The organism is Winogradskyella echinorum (assembly GCF_014297365.1).
Classification (GTDB): Bacteria; Bacteroidota; Bacteroidia; order Flavobacteriales; family Flavobacteriaceae; genus Winogradskyella; species Winogradskyella echinorum.
In genome coordinates this window covers 643,299-661,275 of record NZ_JACOQD010000001.1, presented here as the reverse complement: position 1 = coordinate 661,275, position 17,977 = coordinate 643,299, and the positions used below count along the sequence as shown (strand labels likewise).

General features: G+C 31.6%; 19 protein-coding genes. 15 read left to right on the top strand and 4 right to left on the bottom strand.

The annotated features are described in order from the left end of the window. Nucleotides 1-114 precede the first annotated feature (114 nt). From H8K90_RS02900 to H8K90_RS02870, 7 genes are all read left to right on the top strand, one after another. The gene (locus tag H8K90_RS02900) at nucleotides 115-657 is read left to right on the top strand and encodes a DUF1697 domain-containing protein (protein ID WP_186844432.1); all 543 of its coding nucleotides are present in this window, start codon (nucleotides 115-117) and stop codon (nucleotides 655-657) included. A 5-nt stretch (nucleotides 658-662) separates the two neighbouring features. After that, nucleotides 663-1,763 carry a diphosphomevalonate/mevalonate 3,5-bisphosphate decarboxylase family protein gene (locus H8K90_RS02895; RefSeq protein WP_186844431.1) on the top strand — a complete coding sequence of 367 codons (1,101 nt, stop codon included), beginning with the start codon at nucleotides 663-665 and terminating at the stop codon, nucleotides 1,761-1,763. Nucleotides 1,764-1,797: 34 nt separating this feature from the next. Further along, nucleotides 1,798-2,727: a mevalonate kinase family protein gene (locus tag H8K90_RS02890; protein ID WP_186844430.1), complete on the top strand. Its 930-nt coding sequence runs from the start codon at nucleotides 1,798-1,800 to the stop codon at nucleotides 2,725-2,727. Nucleotides 2,728-2,938: 211 nt separating this feature from the next. Continuing rightward, nucleotides 2,939-3,841 (top strand): geranylgeranylglycerol-phosphate geranylgeranyltransferase, encoded by a 903-nt coding sequence (locus H8K90_RS02885; protein WP_186844429.1) that lies wholly within the window; start codon nucleotides 2,939-2,941, stop codon nucleotides 3,839-3,841. A gap of 1 nt (nucleotide 3,842) precedes the next feature. Further along, nucleotides 3,843-4,790 carry a carbon-nitrogen hydrolase family protein gene (locus H8K90_RS02880; RefSeq protein WP_186844428.1) on the top strand — a complete coding sequence of 316 codons (948 nt, stop codon included), beginning with the start codon at nucleotides 3,843-3,845 and terminating at the stop codon, nucleotides 4,788-4,790. A gap of 42 nt (nucleotides 4,791-4,832) precedes the next feature. Continuing rightward, nucleotides 4,833-5,672, top strand: coding sequence for a pseudouridine synthase (locus H8K90_RS02875; RefSeq protein ID WP_186844427.1), 840 nt, complete (start codon nucleotides 4,833-4,835; stop codon nucleotides 5,670-5,672). A 130-nt stretch (nucleotides 5,673-5,802) separates the two neighbouring features. Continuing rightward, nucleotides 5,803-6,183, top strand: coding sequence for a hypothetical protein (locus H8K90_RS02870; RefSeq protein ID WP_186844426.1), 381 nt, complete (start codon nucleotides 5,803-5,805; stop codon nucleotides 6,181-6,183). 29 nt (nucleotides 6,184-6,212) lie between these two features. Here H8K90_RS02870 and H8K90_RS02865 read toward each other — a convergent pair whose 3' ends face one another. Both H8K90_RS02865 and H8K90_RS02860 read right to left on the bottom strand, forming a co-directional pair. Then, nucleotides 6,213-7,226: a transglutaminase domain-containing protein gene (locus tag H8K90_RS02865; RefSeq protein WP_186844425.1), complete on the bottom strand. Its 1,014-nt coding sequence runs from the start codon at nucleotides 7,224-7,226 to the stop codon at nucleotides 6,213-6,215. A gap of 91 nt (nucleotides 7,227-7,317) precedes the next feature. Beyond that, nucleotides 7,318-7,755, bottom strand: a complete 438-nt coding sequence (locus H8K90_RS02860) for a carboxypeptidase-like regulatory domain-containing protein (protein WP_186844424.1) — start codon at nucleotides 7,753-7,755, stop codon at nucleotides 7,318-7,320. A gap of 460 nt (nucleotides 7,756-8,215) precedes the next feature. On the opposite strand from H8K90_RS02860, the gene H8K90_RS02855 reads away from it, so the two are divergent. From H8K90_RS02855 to H8K90_RS02825, 7 genes are all read left to right on the top strand, one after another. Next, nucleotides 8,216-9,685, top strand: a complete 1,470-nt coding sequence (locus tag H8K90_RS02855; protein WP_186844423.1) for an arginine decarboxylase — start codon at nucleotides 8,216-8,218, stop codon at nucleotides 9,683-9,685. A gap of 8 nt (nucleotides 9,686-9,693) precedes the next feature. After that, the gene (gene speB / locus H8K90_RS02850) at nucleotides 9,694-10,635 is read left to right on the top strand and encodes an agmatinase (RefSeq protein ID WP_186844422.1); all 942 of its coding nucleotides are present in this window, start codon (nucleotides 9,694-9,696) and stop codon (nucleotides 10,633-10,635) included. Continuing rightward, nucleotides 10,625-11,599: a deoxyhypusine synthase family protein gene (locus tag H8K90_RS02845; RefSeq protein ID WP_186844421.1), complete on the top strand. Its 975-nt coding sequence runs from the start codon at nucleotides 10,625-10,627 to the stop codon at nucleotides 11,597-11,599. Before speB ends, H8K90_RS02845 begins: the two co-directional genes overlap by 11 nt. Next, nucleotides 11,599-13,128 carry a bifunctional GNAT family N-acetyltransferase/carbon-nitrogen hydrolase family protein gene (locus H8K90_RS02840; RefSeq protein ID WP_186844420.1) on the top strand — a complete coding sequence of 510 codons (1,530 nt, stop codon included), beginning with the start codon at nucleotides 11,599-11,601 and terminating at the stop codon, nucleotides 13,126-13,128. Before H8K90_RS02845 ends, H8K90_RS02840 begins: the two co-directional genes overlap by 1 nt. A gap of 43 nt (nucleotides 13,129-13,171) precedes the next feature. After that, on the top strand, nucleotides 13,172-13,498 hold the full coding sequence (locus H8K90_RS02835) for a hypothetical protein (RefSeq protein ID WP_186844419.1): 327 nt from the start codon (nucleotides 13,172-13,174) through the stop codon (nucleotides 13,496-13,498). Between the two features lie 74 nt (nucleotides 13,499-13,572). Continuing rightward, nucleotides 13,573-13,986 (top strand): VOC family protein, encoded by a 414-nt coding sequence (locus H8K90_RS02830; protein ID WP_186844418.1) that lies wholly within the window; start codon nucleotides 13,573-13,575, stop codon nucleotides 13,984-13,986. Nucleotides 13,987-14,138: 152 nt separating this feature from the next. After that, entirely contained in the window at nucleotides 14,139-14,483 is a 345-nt protein-coding gene (locus H8K90_RS02825; protein ID WP_186844417.1) for a hypothetical protein, read from the top strand. A gap of 15 nt (nucleotides 14,484-14,498) precedes the next feature. Here H8K90_RS02825 and H8K90_RS02820 read toward each other — a convergent pair whose 3' ends face one another. Beyond that, nucleotides 14,499-15,911 (bottom strand): mannosyltransferase, encoded by a 1,413-nt coding sequence (locus tag H8K90_RS02820; RefSeq protein WP_186844416.1) that lies wholly within the window; start codon nucleotides 15,909-15,911, stop codon nucleotides 14,499-14,501. 83 nt (nucleotides 15,912-15,994) lie between these two features. On the opposite strand from H8K90_RS02820, the gene H8K90_RS02815 reads away from it, so the two are divergent. Next, nucleotides 15,995-16,423 (top strand): SRPBCC family protein, encoded by a 429-nt coding sequence (locus H8K90_RS02815; protein ID WP_186844415.1) that lies wholly within the window; start codon nucleotides 15,995-15,997, stop codon nucleotides 16,421-16,423. A gap of 91 nt (nucleotides 16,424-16,514) precedes the next feature. On the opposite strand, the gene H8K90_RS02810 is transcribed toward H8K90_RS02815, so the two are convergent. Beyond that, a complete protein-coding gene (locus H8K90_RS02810; RefSeq protein ID WP_222611325.1) occupies nucleotides 16,515-17,948 on the bottom strand; it encodes a cellulose synthase family protein in 1,434 nt (477 codons plus the stop codon). Nucleotides 17,949-17,977: the final 29 nt, after the last annotated feature.

Genomic DNA, 17,977 nt, shown 5'->3' with positions numbered 1-17,977 from the left:
AATATAAATGCTATTATCTCGGGCAATATATGACATTTAATCGTTAGAAAAGCGTATTTGGTCGATAAAATAACTAAATGTAATGAAATTATTTAAGCAAAATTTTCAAAATGTATGAGTAATAAAAAGCTATTTGTTCTATTTCTTAGAGGAATTAATGTTGGTGGGCACAATAAAGTGATAATGGCTGAACTTAGAGAAATACTTACTAAAGCCGGATTAATGAATGTAAAAACTTACATTCAAAGTGGCAATGTTGTCTTTGAAACTTTAGAACAAAATAAAAGCAAATTAGAAAATAAAATTTTTAAAGAAATATATTCTCATTTTGGATTCGAAGTCCAAATATTGTTAAAAACTAAAGAAGAACTAGAAATTATTCTTAATAATTGTCCATTTCATAAAGATAAGAAAGAAAGCAGTTATTTTATAATGTTTAAGGAAGTACCAAAGAAGGAACTAATAGCTGAAATTTCAAACCAATCATTTCCGAATGAAGAATTTATAATTACTGAAAATTGCATTTATATATTTTATGCATTAGGTGCCGGTAAAGCAAAATTAGGTGTAAACTGGTTTGAGAAAAAATTAAACGTAAAAGCTACAGCCCGAAATTACAGAACAATGCTAAAACTCTTATCTTTGTCAGATATTTAGAATCAATGATAGAGAAAGATTTTATCCTTAAATCATATGCTTCAGACATTAAAGGAGGCAAAGTAAAATGGGAATCTCCAAGTAATATCGCTTTAGTGAAATATTGGGGAAAAAAGGAACATCAAATTCCAGAAAATCCATCAATAAGTTTTACACTTTCGGATTGTAAAACAATAACTGAAGTAACTTACACTAAAAAAGAAGGGAACGATTTTAGCTTCGATGTGTTTTTTGAAGGTGAAAAAAATGAAGCCTTCAAACCAAAGATTCAAACCTTTTTTGAGCGTATAGAATCCTATGTGCCATTTTTAAGAGATTATCACTTTAACATTAATACTTCTAACACATTTCCGCATAGTTCTGGTATTGCATCTTCTGCTTCAGGCATGAGTGCTATTGCTTTGTGCTTAATGAGTATTGAACAAAAATTAACTGATACTGTCATTCAGAGTGAAAGCGAAGAATCTCAAGGTTATTTCAACCAAAAAGCATCCTTCCTAGCAAGATTAGGCTCAGGGAGCGCATGCAGAAGTATTGAAGGCGAATTGGTGGTTTGGGGTAATAATGAAAGTACCGAAAGTTCAGATTTATACGGAGTAAAGTATAAAGGCGAAGTGCATCAAAACTTTAAAAATTACCAAGACACTATTTTACTGGTGGATAAAGGTGAAAAGCAAGTGAGCAGTACAGTTGGGCATAAGTTAATGTTTGGCCATCCGTTTGCAAAAGAACGTTTTGCCCAAGCACATGATAATTTAGCTACGTTAACATCCATTTTAGCTTCAGGAGATTTAAATGAATTTGTGAAAATTGTTGAAAGTGAAGCTTTAACGCTTCATGCAATGATGATGACAAGTATGCCGTATTTCATATTAATGAAACCAAATACCTTAGAAATTATCAATAAAATCTGGGCTTTTAGAGAAAAAACCAATTCTAATGTCTGTTTTACTTTAGATGCAGGAGCTAATGTACATGTGTTGTATCCTGAAAGTGAAAAGGAAACTATACTAGAATTCATTAAAAATGAATTGGTTAGCTATTGTCAAAATGGACATTATATTTGCGACCAAATAGGTAAAGGAGCAAACCAAATAGGATTTTAATACGTATATTTGTTAAAGTAATTGCTTAAAACACATGAAGGGACCACTATTTTATTCTAAAATTCTTTTATTTGGAGAATACGGAATCATTAAAGATTCTAAAGGCTTATCAATTCCATATAATTTTTACAATGGTGCTTTAAAGGTTGATGAAAATCCAACACAAGAAGCCATAAATTCTAATGAGAGTTTAAAGCGTTTTGTCGCTTACTTAAGCAAATTAGACAAAGACTTAGTGACTTTTGATATCGATACATTACAAAGTGATGTAGATGGTGGTATGTACTTCGACTCTTCAATTCCGCAAGGTTATGGTGTAGGCAGTAGTGGTGCTTTAGTAGCTGCTATTTACGATAAATATGCATCAGATAAAATTACAGTGTTAGAGAATTTAACACGCGAAAAGTTATTGAAATTAAAAGCGATTTTTTCTGAAATGGAATCGTTTTTTCATGGTAAATCGTCAGGTTTAGATCCTTTAAACAGTTACCTGAGTCTTCCAATTTTAATAAATTCTAAAGATAATATTGAAGCAACTGGTATTCCATCGCAACAAACCGAAGGAAAAGGGGCTGTATTTTTATTAGATAGCGGTATTGTTGGTGAAACGGCACCAATGGTGAGTATTTTTATGGAAAACATGAAAAATGAAGGTTTCCGTAGTATGCTAAAAGACCAGTTTATAAAGCATACAGATGCTTGTGTAGATGATTTCTTAAAAGGAGATATAAAATCATTATTTAAAAACACAAAACAATTGTCTAAAGTGGTGTTGAATAATTTTAAACCGATGATACCAAAACAGTTTCATGAGCTTTGGAAAAAAGGCATTGAAACTAACGACTACTATTTAAAATTGTGTGGCTCAGGTGGTGGAGGTTATATTCTTGGGTTTACTGAGAATATTGATAGAGCCAAAGAAGCTCTTAAAGGCCAAAAGTTGGAAGTTGTTTATAATTTTTAAAATATGGATTTAATAGTACCTGAGTTTGGTCTGATCTTTTGGGCAACGTTTATTGTTGTATTGTTATTTAGTTTAATTTGGGTTGTGTATAGAATTTATAAAGCGATTATTTCAAAGAAATAATATACCAAGTCATGTTGCCAAGAACGATGAAACTATAATTCAAACCTGTATGGTTTTTAAAACCTGACAGGTTTTTTTAATTTTAGCTATGCTTACAAGACGACAAAAACATATTCTTCTTAAATTTTTTAGTTTGTTTTCTGTTGTTAGAGGTTATAACATTCTTATTGTTGTTATTGCTCAATATTTAGCTTCAATCTACATTTTTGCTCATAATAAACCTGTAAAAGCTGTACTTTTTGATATTAATTTATTGATGCTGGTATTAGCATCTTCAGCGACAATTGCAGCAGGTTACATTATCAATAATTTTTACGATTCTGAAAAAGATTTAATAAATAGACCCAGAAAAACGATGATCGATCGGTTGGTGAGTCAAAACACCAAACTGTCTTTTTATTTTGTACTTAATTTTCTGGCAGTTGTCTTTGTAAGTTATGTGTCATTTAAGGCAGTAATTTTCTTTTCACTATACATTTTTGCCATTTGGTTTTACTCACATCGTTTAAAAAAACAACCTATTACAGGAAATATCGTTTCAGCCATACTTAGTGTAACACCGTTTTTTGCCATTTTCATCTATTATCAAAATTTTGAATTGGTCATTTTTGCCCATGCCATTTTCTTGTTTTTATTGATATCGATGCGAGAACTCACCAAAGATCTCGAAAATTTAAAAGGAGATTTAGCATTAAATTATAGAACAGTACCAGTAGTATATGGTGAAAAACTATCTAAAACAATGCTAACAATTATGACTGTTTTAACCATAGTCTCAGCAGTAGCATTGATCTTATTTTTTAAAATTGGGCATATGTACTACTTCTTTTATTTAAGTATTGTTTTGCTTTTACTTTTTTTAGGAATTCTCTGGAAATCGAATAAGAAAAATCATTATCTTTTACTACACAACATGCTTAAATTTATAATTGTAGCTGGAGTATTTTCTATTTTATTAATTGATGTATCTATTGTTTTAAACCGAATTTAAGATGAACACAAGCTTAAAAATAGCCATGGCACAAATAGCACCAGTTTGGTTAGATAAAAGTGCTACACTGCTTAAAATTGAAAATTCTATACAAGAAGCTGCAAAAGAAAATTGTGAGCTCATTGTTTTTGGTGAAGCCTTATTGCCAGGATATCCTTTTTGGCTGGCATTAACAGGTGGAGCAGAATGGGATAAAAAAGTAAATAAAGAGTTACATGCACATTACGTCAATAATTCCATTTGTATAGAAAAAGGAGAACTAGATGCTGTTTGTCAATTAGCTAAGCAACATAAAATAGCCATTTATTTAGGCATTATGGAAAGGCCAATAGATAGAGGTGGTCATAGTATATACGCATCTTTAGTATATATAAACGAACAAGGTGATGTAAAATCGGTTCATAGAAAATTACAACCAACCTATGATGAAAGGTTAACATGGTCACCTGGCGATGGTAATGGCTTACAAGTACATCCTTTAAAGGCATTTACTGTTGGTGGTCTCAATTGTTGGGAAAACTGGATGCCTTTGCCACGTACAGCTTTATATGGTCAAGGCGAAAATCTACATATTGCAGTTTGGCCAGGAAGCGATCACAATACCAAAGATATCACACGTTTCATTGCTAGAGAATCTCGCTCTTTTGTAGTTTCAGTGTCTAGTTTAATGTTTAAAACAGATTTCCCAGAGAATACGCCACATTTAGATGCTATTCTTAAGAATGCACCAGATACTTTGGCTAATGGTGGTAGTTGTATGGCAGGACCAGATGGTGAGTGGATTATAGAACCTGTTTTAAATAAAGAAGGTCTAATAATTAAAACTATTGATTTTAATCGCGTGTTAGAAGAGCGTCAAAATTTTGATGTCGTTGGGCATTATTCAAGGCCAGATGTAACTAAACTTACTGTAAATACAGAAAGGCAAACTACTGTAGAAATTAAGTAGTTAATGTTAACTATTGTTATACCTTTGCAAAAAATTACAATTATGAGCAGAAATCAAGACAGCAGAGGAAAAGGAAAGACTTCGGGAAGAGGAAATGCTAATAGCAAAAATAAAAGTTTTGCCAGAGGGAATGCTCCATACAAGAAAAAGGCAAAACCTAATGCAACCTCAAATTCAGATGAGATTCGTTTAAATAAATATGTTGCTAATTCTGGCATGTGTTCGCGTAGAGAAGCAGATGAAAATATTGCAATCGGTCTTGTATCGGTAAATGGTAAAGTAGTAACAGAAATGGGCTATAAAGTTAAGCGAACAGATGAAGTGCGTTTTGATGGCCAACGTATAACACCAGAAGCCAAAGTCTATATATTACTAAACAAACCAAAAGGGTTTGCTACAACAACTGCAGAAGGTAAAGGCAGAACGGTTATGGATTTAGTAGCCAATGCTACAAATGCTAATATTAAACCAATAGGCCGTTTAGGTAGAAATTCTTTAGGTTTATTATTGTTTACTAACGATGACAAGGTGGTTCAGAAATTTACTAATTCTAAAAATGGTGTTGCTAGGTTATTTCAGGTAGAACTAGATAAAAACTTAAAATACGAAGATCTTAAAAAGATAAAGGAAGGATTTAAAGTTGAAGGTAAATTAATTTCTGTAGATGATATTAGTTATATAGAAGGTGAACCCAAAAATAGAATAGGTTTAAAAATTAAGAATACAGGAAACACTATTCTACGTACAATTTTTGATGCTTTTAACTACGATATTGTAAAAATAGATTGTGTAGCCATTGGTCATTTAACCAAAAAAGATATTCCTAGAGGACACTGGAAGCATTTAACTGAGCAAGAGATAAATACGCTGAAGATGCTATAATCAGTAGCCTAAACCCAATAAACCTTATTTTTAAATTCTTACCGTTCATCGAATAAATATCACATTTAGTCGGTGGTGTGTTTATTTTATATATGTTTGTAGTCCCAAATAGAATATAAAATACCTACTTATGAAAAATGTAAGACTCATTTTTGTGCTTTTACTTGTAGTAAATTGTACACCAGACACATCTGATGTTGATACATTAGATACTTCTAATATACAACCAGAAGTGCAAAATTGTATTGACGACTTACCTAAAGTTAGACTGACTAATAATGGCACACGTAGCTTTGAATTTATAGTTTACGGTCATGATTACAGTACTTTACACACACAGAATTTAACTGCTTCTTCAGATAGTGGTTGGGTAGAATTGCCGAATAATGATGTTATTATTGTTGCAACTAATAATATTGATTATGGGCAAAAAATCCCTATTAATCTAGTGCTTTGTGATAATATAGAATTTGAAATAGACACTAATAACGTCTTAATACTTTCAGATTAAGGCTTTTTTTTTTTTGCAAAACAATAACATTAGCTTTTAACCTTAATAGTGTAAGTTGAAATTAAGTCATCTTTAATATAAAGATGAACATCATAAAACCCATTTGTTTTAAATTGATGTTTTATTATTAACGACTTTTTTTTAATTGAAGCTGACGTTGGTTTTGTTTTCCAATTATTAAAACCACTATCAATCAGAAGGCTAATGTCTTCTGGTTTAGTGGTTTTGCTAAGTTGGTATTTAAAGGTAATGGTTTGATACTTTTTAATAACATGATGCATTAGCTTTGGTGCAATATGAAGTTCTAAGTTTTCGTATGCTTTTCCATATATAATAGGCGCTGTTAAAAAGGCTTCAAAAGTTGGAATGTCCTTATCCATAAGCCACCATTTTGGGTCGTCAGGAAAATGATTAACCGCAAATAGTTTTGGATTGGCCAAAAAGAAGCCATCGTTATAATTAAATGTAAAGCGGTTAGTTTCGGGATTAGGAATACCACTTGCCCATGTTGGGTCGCACAGATACCATTTGTTATTTAATTTAATAGCATTCCATGAGTGGTTTGGTAATTCTAAATTTTCAATGTCTGTTGTGCTTACTCTACCATAACCCTGTACAATTTCACATTCTAAATTAGCCAATTCAGCAAGTGTTTTTACCAAATAAGCATAACCTGTACAAATGGTTCTTTGATCTTCTAAAAGTGTTTTAAAAAGCTTTTTACGGAAGTTGTTATTCCATGTATTAAACTTAATACTATCGTCTTTAAAACGTTGGCGTTTACGTTTATTCTTTAAATATAAGCTGTAATCATTGGCTATGTTGTTACAAACCCATTTATAAATTGCTCTAAATTTTTCTACATCTGTAGTTAAAGGTGACGTCAGCTTATTAGACAATTCTGGTAAATTATATAAGCCTTCATCTTTGCATTCTAAAGCAATACTATCAGCTTTTTTAAAATTAATTGTTTTAAAATCAGAAATCTGTGCCTGTAAGTGTAAGGTGAAAGTAAAGAGTAATATGAGAGAAACTGTTTTCAAATAATAAAAATTAATGTTACTTAGATAGAGCGTAGTCTAGAATCTTTTCATAGAATCTCAATTACGCTCCACCAGATATAAGCTCATATTTTTAATTCTTTTTACGTTTAGATTTATAGGGCTTATTAGAATCTAAAGCGCCAATCATTTCTATTAAATCTTCAGTTAAAACAAGTTTAATAAATGAGGTTTTGTCATTTATTTCTATTTCTTGCTTTTCGTAGCCTAAATAACTAAAAAGTAAAATGTCACCTGTTTTTAGTTTTTTAGGAAAGGTAAATTCCCCTTTTTCATTAGTAGTAGTACCAATTTTAGTTCCTTTAAGAGTAATGTTTACATTGTTAAGAGGCTGTGTGTCATCGCTTACGATACCCTTTATAGTACGTTCGTTAATGGAGGCTTTGGCTGCTGAATTCATTTTTGTTTGCCCATAAACAGGATTAAAAGCTACAAGCGTAAACAACATAAAGACAATTAAACCAAAAGTTTTAAAGGTTTGTGTTTGCAATAATTTTAATTGTGTTTTCATAATATAGTATGTTTTGTTTACATCTAAATTAAGAGCTTAATATAAAGATATAAAATAGGTTTGAGTAATCACAAGTATCTATTGAGTGAAGTGATCTTTCAAATTAGTAACAAGACTTTATTTATTTTCAAAAAAAAATAAAAAAAAGTTTTGCGTATTAAAAAAAGATATACATTTGCTTCGCTTTTTTAGCTGAACAAATTGAAACGTGTTTTTACGTTCGGGTTTTTGAAAATTAGGAAGTCATATTCAAAAACAGCTTATAAGATAAGTAACCGAATTTTAGAGCTAACTTCCGCAAATACCATTGCTGCCAGTCAGCACATCTACGGTTTTGTACCAACTACACAGAGCCAAATTCAAGTATGATATAATATTAAGTTAACTCACAGGATACTTAAAACATATTATTTTACATCTAAATATTTCGCATTAGCGAAAACCTTTTTCACATTTTATAATGAATACAAAATACATTGATCTTATCGATCAATCCTTTGATTTTCCTCAGCCAGAATTTAAGCTAGAAGAAAAAACATTACAATTTCATGGTGTTAACCTTATGGAATTAATTGAAGAATATGGTGCACCATTAAAATTCACCTATTTACCACAAATATCTAATAATATTCAACGAGCTAAATCGTGGTTTGCAGATGCTTTTAAGAAGCATAATTATAAAGGTAAATATAATTATTGCTATTGTACAAAAAGTTCGCACTTTAAACATGTTTTAGATGAGGCTTTAACCAACGATATTCATATTGAAACCTCTTCGGCTTTTGATATTGATATTGTTAGAAACCTCAAAAAAGAAGGCAAAATCACCAATAACACTTTTGTGTTAAGTAATGGTTTTAAACGCGAACAATATGTCACTAACATTGCAAATTTAATTAACGATGGTCATAAAAATTGCATACCTATTATAGATAATTATGAGGAAATAGATTTACTCTCTCAAGAGATAAATGGGAAATTTAAAGTGGGTATTAGAATAGCTTCTGAAGAAGAGCCAAAGTTTGAGTTTTATACATCGCGTTTAGGAATCGGCTATAAAAATATAGTGCCATTTTACAAAAATCAGATTCAGAATAATGAAAAAGTAGAACTAAAAATGCTTCACTTTTTTATTAATACTGGCATTAGAGATAATGCATACTATTGGAATGAGCTTACTAAATGTTTAAAAGTGTACACAGCTCTAAAGAAAATTTGTCCAACTTTAGATAGCTTAAATATTGGAGGTGGTTTTCCTATTAAAAATTCATTGGCTTTCGATTTTGATTATGCCTATATGGTAGACGAAATCGTTAACCAAATTAAAACAGTTTGTGAAGAGGAAGAAGTAGCTACTCCAAACATTTTCACAGAGTTCGGAAGTTTTACAGTTGGCGAAAGTGGTGGTGCTATATACAAAGTGTTATATCAAAAACAACAAAACGACAGAGAAAAATGGAATATGATTAACTCATCTTTCATTACAACTTTACCAGATACTTGGGCAATAAACAAGCGTTTTATAATGTTGCCAGTTAACCGTTGGCACGAGAGTTATGAACGCGTTTTATTAGGTGGCTTAACCTGCGATAGTGACGATTATTACAATAGCGAGCAGCATGTTAATGCTATTTATTTACCAAAATACAATAAGGAAAGACCATTATATATTGGCTTTTTTAATACAGGTGCTTACCAAGAAACCATTGGAGGATTTGGTGGTTTGCAACACTGTTTAATTCCCTCACCAAAACACATATTAATACAAAGAGATGCAGACGGTAACCTCTCAAAAAAAATATTTAGCGAACAACAAAAAAGTGAAGACTTACTTAAAATTTTAGGCTACAATGAGGCAAGCCAGAGTCTCGATTTTCAAAAAAACGGAAACTCTAATGGCAAGTTACATTTAGCTGATAATAAATTATAATTTAGAAAATGAAAACTAAAACGTATGCTGGTATTCCAGAAGAATTATCAAAATTAGAAACTTCTAAAATTGTTTTAATTCCAGTGCCATATGATGGTACAAGCACTTGGCAAAAAGGTGCCGATATAGGACCTGATGCTTTTTTAAATGCTTCAGAAAATATGGAGCTTTATGATATCGAAACAGATACCGAAGTGTATAAACAAGGTATTTATTTAGCAGATGCTGTGACTGAAAACAGTTCTCCAGAAGCTATGGTAGAAGCTGTACACCAAGCAACAAAAAAGTACATTAAAAAGAACAAGTTTGTGACCATTTTTGGAGGGGAACATTCTATTTCAATAGGTACTATTAGAGCATTTAATGAGATGTACGAAAACATCACTGTTTTACAATTAGATGCGCATGCAGATTTACGTGAGTCTTATGAAGGTTCTAGTTGTAACCATGCTTGTGCAGTTTACGAAGCAAGCCAAACGACCAATTTAATTCAAGTGGGTATTCGTTCTATGGATGCAATTGAAAAAACGGTAATGGATGAGGACAAAACTTATTTTGCACACGAAATGGCACAAGACGATTCTTGGGTAGACTCTGCAATAGATCAGATGACAGAAAATGTATTTATTACAATAGATTTAGATGCCTTTGATCCTTCCATTATGCCAAGCACAGGTACACCAGAACCAGGTGGTTTATTATGGTACGAAACGCTAGATTTTTTAAAACAGGTTTTTGAAGAGAAAAATGTTGTAGGATTTGATATCGTTGAGCTTTGCCCAAATAATACAGATAAATCTTCAGACTTTTTAGCAGCAAAATTATATTATAAAATGTTGAGCTATAAATTTCAAAATGAAGAAGCTGAAGATGATTTTGAAAGCAATTTTAATGATTCGTCAAACAGCGTAAACAAATTTTCTAAATATAATAATGAAGATGACTACTAAAGGACACATATCACAGTTTATAGAAAAATACTATTTGCATTTTAATGCAGCGGCATTAGTGGATGCAGCAAAAGGTTACGAAGCGCAATTAAATTCTGGATCTAAAATGTTAGTGTCTCTTGCAGGTGCCATGAGTACTGCAGAATTAGGAAAGATATTTGCAGAAATGATTCGCCAAGACAAAGTGCAAATCGTATCGTGTACAGGTGCTAACTTAGAAGAAGACATCATGAATTTGGTAGCTCATAGCCATTACAAGCGTGTGCCAAATTACCGAGATTTAACTCCACAAGACGAATGGGATTTGTTAGAAAAAGGATTAAATCGTGTTACAGATACTTGTATCCCTGAAGAAGAAGCATTTAGACGTATACAAGAACATATTGTTAAGATATGGAAAGATGCCGAAGCTAAAGGAGAACGTTATTTACCACACGAGTATATGTACAAGTTATTATTGTCTGGTGTATTAGAAGAGCACTACGAAATAGATTTAAAAGACTCTTGGATGTATGCGGCAGCAGAAAAGAATTTGCCAATTGTGTGTCCTGGTTGGGAAGACAGTACAATGGGTAATATTTTTGCAAGCTACGTTCTTAAAGGAGAGCTGCAAGCTAGTACTATGAAGTCTGGTATTGAGTACATGACGTTTTTAGCTAATTGGTATACCGTAAATTCTAAAAATGGTATTGGCTTCTTTCAAATAGGAGGCGGAATTGCTGGCGATTTTCCAATTTGTGTAGTGCCAATGTTATACCAAGATATGGAGCGTACAGATACACCATTTTGGAGCTATTTCTGCCAAATAAGTGATAGTACAACAAGTTACGGATCGTATTCTGGTGCTGTACCAAATGAAAAAATAACTTGGGGAAAATTAGATATTAATACACCTAAGTTTATTATAGAAAGTGATGCAACCATAGTGGCTCCGTTGATTTTTGCTTATCTCTTAGATATGTAATGGAAGATCATAAAATTGAAAATATAGAACTTAAGTTTTTAACGGTTGATGATTTTGAGGAATTAAAATTAGCAACCTTAGAAGCTTATGGTGGTGTTTTAGATTCCTATTGGAAAAAGCACCATATAGAACGATTAACTTCCATTTTTCCGCAAGGGCAAGTTGTTATTAAAATAGATGGCAATATTGCAGGTTGTGCTTTATCTATTATTGTAGATTATGATAAGATAGAAGACAATCATACCTATGCAGATATTATTGAAGGTGATCGTTTTAAAAACCATGATGAAGATGGTGATGTTTTATATGGTATAGATGTTTTTATAAAACCAGAGTATAGAGGTTTGCGATTGGGAAGACGTTTGTACGATTATAGAAAAGAAATTTGTGAAAATTTAAACCTAAAAGGAATTGTTTTTGGTGGCAGAATGCCAAATTACCACAAGCATAAAGATTTAACTCCTAAAGAATATATTGAAAAAGTAAAACGTAAAGAAATTCACGATCCTGTTTTAAATTTTCAAATTTCAAACGATTTTCATCCAATAAGAGTTATTAAAGGCTATTTAGAAGGAGATACAGCGTCTAGTGAATATGCAGTTTTAATGGAATGGGATAATATCTATTATACCAAAAAAAATAAAAAAGCGACTAGCGTAAAATCTGTTGTTAGATTGGGCTTAATTCAATGGCAAATGCGACCATATAAAAACTTGGACGATTTAATGCAGCAAGTAGAGTATTTTATAGATAGTGTTTCTGCTTATAGATCAGATTTTGCATTATTTCCAGAGTTTTTTAATGCTCCGTTAATGGCAGAGTTTAATCAAATGCACGAGCCAGATGCCATTAGAGAATTAGCAAAGTACACCAATGTTATTATTGAGAAATTACAACAACTATCAATCTCATATAACATTAATATTATTTCTGGTAGTATGCCAGAATTGGTAGACGATAAATTGTATAATGTAGGCTATTTATGTCGTAGAGATGGTAGTTTAGAGCGTTATGAAAAAATCCACGTAACACCAGATGAAGCTAAGGTTTGGGGAATGCAACCAGGAAATAAATTGCAAACCTTTGAAACCGATTGTGGTAAAATAGGTATACTTATTTGTTATGATTCTGAGTTTCCTGAGTTGTCAAGATTATTATCAGATGAAGGCATGGATATTCTTTTTGTTCCGTTTTTAACAGATACTCAAAACGGATATTCTAGAGTAAGATTATGTGCACAGGCGCGAGCTATTGAAAATGAATGCTATGTAGCCATTGCTGGTAGTGTAGGTAACTTACCTAATGTAAATAACATGGATATACAATATGCGCAATCTGCTGTGTTTACTCCGTGTGATTTTTCATTTCCAAGTAATGGTATTAAAGCAGAGGCGACTACAAATACAGAAATGATATTAGTAGCAGACGTAGATTTAAGTCTTTTAAGGGAGTTGCATTCATTCGGAGCAGTAAAAAACTTAAAAGATCGTAGAAAAGATGTTTACGATGTTATTCGTGTAAAAGAATAAATATTATCTTTAATCAATAATTAGCTCCGATAAAAATTAAAAAATGAAACCAAAAGACGCACATTTAAAAAGAGTCATAGTTGATTTTAAAAAACTAACACCAGAAATTTTAGCACTCTTAGTGGAAAAATATCCACATGGCTATGATGATGGACACATTGTGTCATTTAAAAATGCCAAAAATGAAACCGTTGAAGCTGTTGAAGTAACAACTGAAGATACTAAGTACCTAGTAAAAGTAAGTACTAAGTTAGAAGTAACAATGGAGAATTACGATGAAGATGATTATGAAGACTTTGATGATGATGATCCAGATGCAGTTCAAGATCCAGATTTAGAGCCTGGAGCAGAGGATGAAGATTTTGACTAAATCAAAATTAATACGTTAATAATATTTTGTAATTTGTTGTTATTTAAAAAGATAGAATTTTAAATAGTAGAATTATGGAAACATCATTTCATATCTCATTACCTTGTTTAAATGTAGAAGACACTAAAAACTTTTACATTAATTATATTGGAGCTTCCGTGGGAAGAACTAGTGAAAATTGGATTGATATAAATTTATTTGGTCATCAGTTAACATTTATTAAGGCCGAAAAATTTAATTTCAATAGCCCAAATTATGTATTTGAAGGTAAGTTATTACCATCTTTTCATCTTGGTGTTATTGTAAATGAATCGACATGGAATGGTATTTACAACAATCTTAAAGAGCATCATCTAGATGTTGTAAATAAAACAACTTTTCTGCAGGATAAGTTAGGTGAACATTCTTCATTTTTTTTAAAAGACCCTAACGACTATATGTTAGAGTTTAAGAATTTTAAAACGACTAATGATATTTTTAAATCTTAACTAAAGATTTTCGATAAAAAGCAAGACTAAAAATTATTGATTATACCACGTGTAATTCATTCTTATGAATTTACTAAAAGAGCTTCCGGACTTGTTGTGGTAAAATTCCGAGGAAAACAATTTTAATTTTCAACGTTTAAATTTTATCAATAATGAAAACAAAATCATTAGCAATAATAGGTGTTTTACTTTTTTCTTTTTTAGTATTAACATCGGCAAAAAACATTCAAGACAAACAAACATTTGAAGGTGTATATGACGGTAAAGAAGACTACGGTTATAACTTTATAGGCGTAAATGAAGATGGAGATGAGTACACAATGACATTTCATGAAATTGGTTCTGAATTATTAAAATCTTTCGATTTAAATTCTGAGAAACTAATAGGAACTAAGTTTTCTGTGACTTATACTACCATAATTGAAACAGAAGAGGATGAAGATGGTTACGAAGAAGAAACAGAAACAAATACCATTGTAGCTTTAAAAAAGCTATAAAACTTAAGCCAGCTCTTATGAGTTGGCTTTTTTATTTATTTTAGTATTACGTATTTCCCATAAAAAGACAGTAAATACAATTAAATATTCCAACCCAATTACCCATAAGTTCTCTGAGTTAGAAACATTAGAATACGCCAAATAACTTAGAATAATTACTACTGACCAAACCAGCGGAAATTTATAATTTGTAAAAACACAGAGTATTACTAAGGTAGCAATATACCAAGGATGTACTGTTGTACTCAAAAACAAATAACATGTAAAAGCTAGTAAAATTGAAGTTGTTAATTTGGGTATAGTGTTAGCCTTTTTAAAGAATGAAAAACTTAAAATAATTAATAAAGAAATCATTGGTAAAATCTTTCCTATTATAGCAATTTCGTTATAACCATTAATTGCATAGCCAAGTTCTCTTGCTAGATAATAGATGCTTGCATTAAACTCAAAATTACCAAACCAAAGTCCAACAGTTTTAGAGTAATTATTAATAAATTCCATTGAGAAAAATGGAATAAAAAGTAAAATTGTTGTGACGCCAACTATGGCGTAAAATGCAAATAGATTAATCAAGCCAATGTAAGGAACTTCAGTATTGTCATCCTGAACTTGTTTCAGGATCTCAATTTTATCACGATTAACAAACCACCAAAAAAACACAGGTAAAAACATCAACGGAATGAGTTTCACAGATATAGAGCAAGCCATAACCACAGCAGCCCATTTCCATTTCCCAGAATGTAATAAATAGAGACTCCAAACCAGAAAGAAAATCATAACGCCTTCAAAATGGAGATTGCCTGTAAGCTCTATAATAATAAAAGGATTTAAAATGTACCAAAAGATCCTGTTTGAAGGTAATTTAAGACGCTCTAAGAGTTTTTTTCCAAAATAAAGGGTTCCTATATCAGCGACAATAATTATAACTCGCATAACAACGACTGAGCCTAAAATACTTTTGCCAGAAAATAATGCAGCTAGGTAAAAGCAAAGTTGATTTAATGGAGGGTAATTAGTAAAGTGAGATGCGCTTAGCTCACCCATACCATTATATAATTCTTGTGCCTGCGCTACGGGAAATTTACCGTTTTGAATAAATGAATCTGGGGTGTAGAGATAAGGATTCAGTCCTTCTAAAATCATACGACCATCCCAAATAAAGCGGTAAAAATCTTGAGATAAATTTGGAATCGCAAACAAAAACAAAAGACGGAGTAGAATAGCGACAACCACTAACAATCGAGTATAAAAACCTGAAGTTTTTATAATTTGAAAAGCAAATACAAAAAGTGCCAGATACAATAACAAAAGCTTTAAAGTATCTGTTCTAATCAAATCATAAGCAAACGACACATAAAAAATACTACTCAATAAAATAAATAGTACTGGTGTTTTATGATATTTAATTAAGTTGCTAAGTCCAAGCATAAAATCAAAGATAGAATTATTTAGAACTGCAGTATAGTCGCTTAAAAAAAGATTAATAACTTTAATCGAATAAAACTAAAGCTATGAGCCATTCTATTTACTTCAATTTTATAATTAAAAGCGACAAGTTGAGTGTTTATAATGCAATAACAGAACCTGAACAACTTGAAAAATGGTGGCCTTTAAAATGTTCTGGAATTCCTAAAATAGATGAAACGTATAACTTTAATTTTACAGATGAATACAATTGGTATGCTAAGGTCGTCAGCTGTAAACAAGATGACCATATTCATTATAAAATGACTAAATCTGATGCCGATTGGGATCCAACAACATTTGGATTTAAACTAAAGGAAAAAGAAAATGGGACCTGTCTTAATTTCTTTCATGTAGGTTGGCCAGAATGCAACAATCACTATAAACATTCATCCTTTTGTTGGGCGATGCTGCTAAAAGGCTTAAAAGATTATTTAGAAAAGGGAATTGTTATTCCGTTTGAGGATAGGTCATAGCACTAATTCAATTTCTCTCGTAAAGGCTTAGAGTCGCAAAGTGTCTGAAAAATTAGTGATAATTAGTGAAATTCGTGTCTAAATTTACCACCTAAACTTTAGAGCTCAAGGATTTAAAAAATACAAAACCAAAACCTATAAATAGCATAAGGTGAAAAGGGAACAAACCGAAATCTCCTCCTTGGTCGCCAACAATAAATGCGCTATACATACCAAAGCCAAAATAAAGCATTAAGATTCCTTCGATTATAACGTTTGGCGAAAGGTTTTTGCGTAAATATTTATTGTTTTTCCAGTTGTCTTTATACTTACTGAGATTAAATTTTGGTGTACGAACAAACTCACTACGTTTACCAGCATGGCCTTCTAATACTGCAATAGAATTATGAAGTGAAAAGCCCATGGCTATTGAGAAAAACGTAAAGAACATACCAATGTAACCAAAGAACTTTTTAAAGCCACTACCATAAATACTTTTGTACATAAACCAGTAGCAAACAAAGAAAATAATGGTACTCATTACAAAGAAACTCATTATGTAGAAATAGTTTCGTAAGTGCGCATATTCATTCTTAATATAAAGCATAGGAATACTCAAAATAGCAACCGTAAATATGCTTAAAAACATGGTGCTATTTAGTAAATGCAGTAGACCATGTATTTTTGTTTTTGTCGAAATATTTTTTGACTTAATAACACGCTTCAACATTTTCCTAAAGTTTTCTGCGCCACCTTTATTCCATCGGAACTGTTGCGAACGCGCAGCACTAATTACGATAGGTAATTCTGCAGGAGTTTCAACATCTTCAAGATATTTAAATTCCCAGTTCTTTAATTGCGCTCTATAACTTAAGTCTAAATCTTCAGTTAGTGTATCTCCTTCCCAGTTACCAGCATCAATAATACATTCCTTTCTCCAAACTCCTGCTGTACCATTAAAATTGATAAAATGACCTTTACTATTTCTGCCAACTTGCTCTAATGTAAAGTGAGCATCTAATGCAAACGCTTGTATTTTGGTGAGTATAGAATAGTTTCTATTAATATGTCCCCAACGGGTTTGTACAACACCAATCTTTTCGTTTTTAAAGTAGGGAATAGTGCGTTTTAACCAATTAGGATTTGGTAAAAAATCAGCATCGAAAATAGCAATAAATTCACCTTTTGCTATTTCTAAACCTTCTTTTAAAGCACCAGCTTTAAAACCACTTCGGTCCGTTCTTGTGATATGACTAATATCTAATCCTGTAGCCGCTAATTTTTCTACATGTGCTTTGGTAGTCGCAACGGTTTCGTCTGTTGAATCATCTAAAACCTGAATTTCTAATTTGTCTTTCGGATATTCAATTAATGCAATATTGTCTAACAAACGCTCCATTACATACATTTCGTTGTAAACAGGAAGTTGAATTGTTACGTAAGGAATTTCATTAGGGTTAGAAAAGTCGAATTTAGCACACTTTTCTCTCTTCTTTTTTGAAGATAAATAATTGTAAAGTAAGTTCAGTTGTGCCAATGCGTACATAAATATAAGCACTATGGCAATGGTGTAAA

Coding starts and splice junctions, on each gene's coding strand:
- H8K90_RS02900 (WP_186844432.1), top strand. CDS start 115: ATGAGTAATAAAAAGCTATTTGTTCTATTTCTTAGAGGAATTAATGTT.
- H8K90_RS02895 (WP_186844431.1), top strand. CDS start 663: ATGATAGAGAAAGATTTTATCCTTAAATCATATGCTTCAGACATTAAA.
- H8K90_RS02890 (WP_186844430.1), top strand. CDS start 1,798: ATGAAGGGACCACTATTTTATTCTAAAATTCTTTTATTTGGAGAATAC.
- H8K90_RS02885 (WP_186844429.1), top strand. CDS start 2,939: ATGCTTACAAGACGACAAAAACATATTCTTCTTAAATTTTTTAGTTTG.
- H8K90_RS02880 (WP_186844428.1), top strand. CDS start 3,843: ATGAACACAAGCTTAAAAATAGCCATGGCACAAATAGCACCAGTTTGG.
- H8K90_RS02875 (WP_186844427.1), top strand. CDS start 4,833: ATGAGCAGAAATCAAGACAGCAGAGGAAAAGGAAAGACTTCGGGAAGA.
- H8K90_RS02870 (WP_186844426.1), top strand. CDS start 5,803: ATGAAAAATGTAAGACTCATTTTTGTGCTTTTACTTGTAGTAAATTGT.
- H8K90_RS02860 (WP_186844424.1), bottom strand. CDS start 7,755: ATGAAAACACAATTAAAATTATTGCAAACACAAACCTTTAAAACTTTT.
- H8K90_RS02855 (WP_186844423.1), top strand. CDS start 8,216: ATGAATACAAAATACATTGATCTTATCGATCAATCCTTTGATTTTCCT.
- speB (WP_186844422.1), top strand. CDS start 9,694: ATGAAAACTAAAACGTATGCTGGTATTCCAGAAGAATTATCAAAATTA.
- H8K90_RS02845 (WP_186844421.1), top strand. CDS start 10,625: ATGACTACTAAAGGACACATATCACAGTTTATAGAAAAATACTATTTG.
- H8K90_RS02840 (WP_186844420.1), top strand. CDS start 11,599: ATGGAAGATCATAAAATTGAAAATATAGAACTTAAGTTTTTAACGGTT.
- H8K90_RS02835 (WP_186844419.1), top strand. CDS start 13,172: ATGAAACCAAAAGACGCACATTTAAAAAGAGTCATAGTTGATTTTAAA.
- H8K90_RS02830 (WP_186844418.1), top strand. CDS start 13,573: ATGGAAACATCATTTCATATCTCATTACCTTGTTTAAATGTAGAAGAC.
- H8K90_RS02825 (WP_186844417.1), top strand. CDS start 14,139: ATGAAAACAAAATCATTAGCAATAATAGGTGTTTTACTTTTTTCTTTT.
- H8K90_RS02820 (WP_186844416.1), bottom strand. CDS start 15,911: ATGCTTGGACTTAGCAACTTAATTAAATATCATAAAACACCAGTACTA.
- H8K90_RS02815 (WP_186844415.1), top strand. CDS start 15,995: ATGAGCCATTCTATTTACTTCAATTTTATAATTAAAAGCGACAAGTTG.
- H8K90_RS02810 (WP_222611325.1), bottom strand. CDS start 17,948: ATGTACGCATTGGCACAACTGAACTTACTTTACAATTATTTATCTTCA.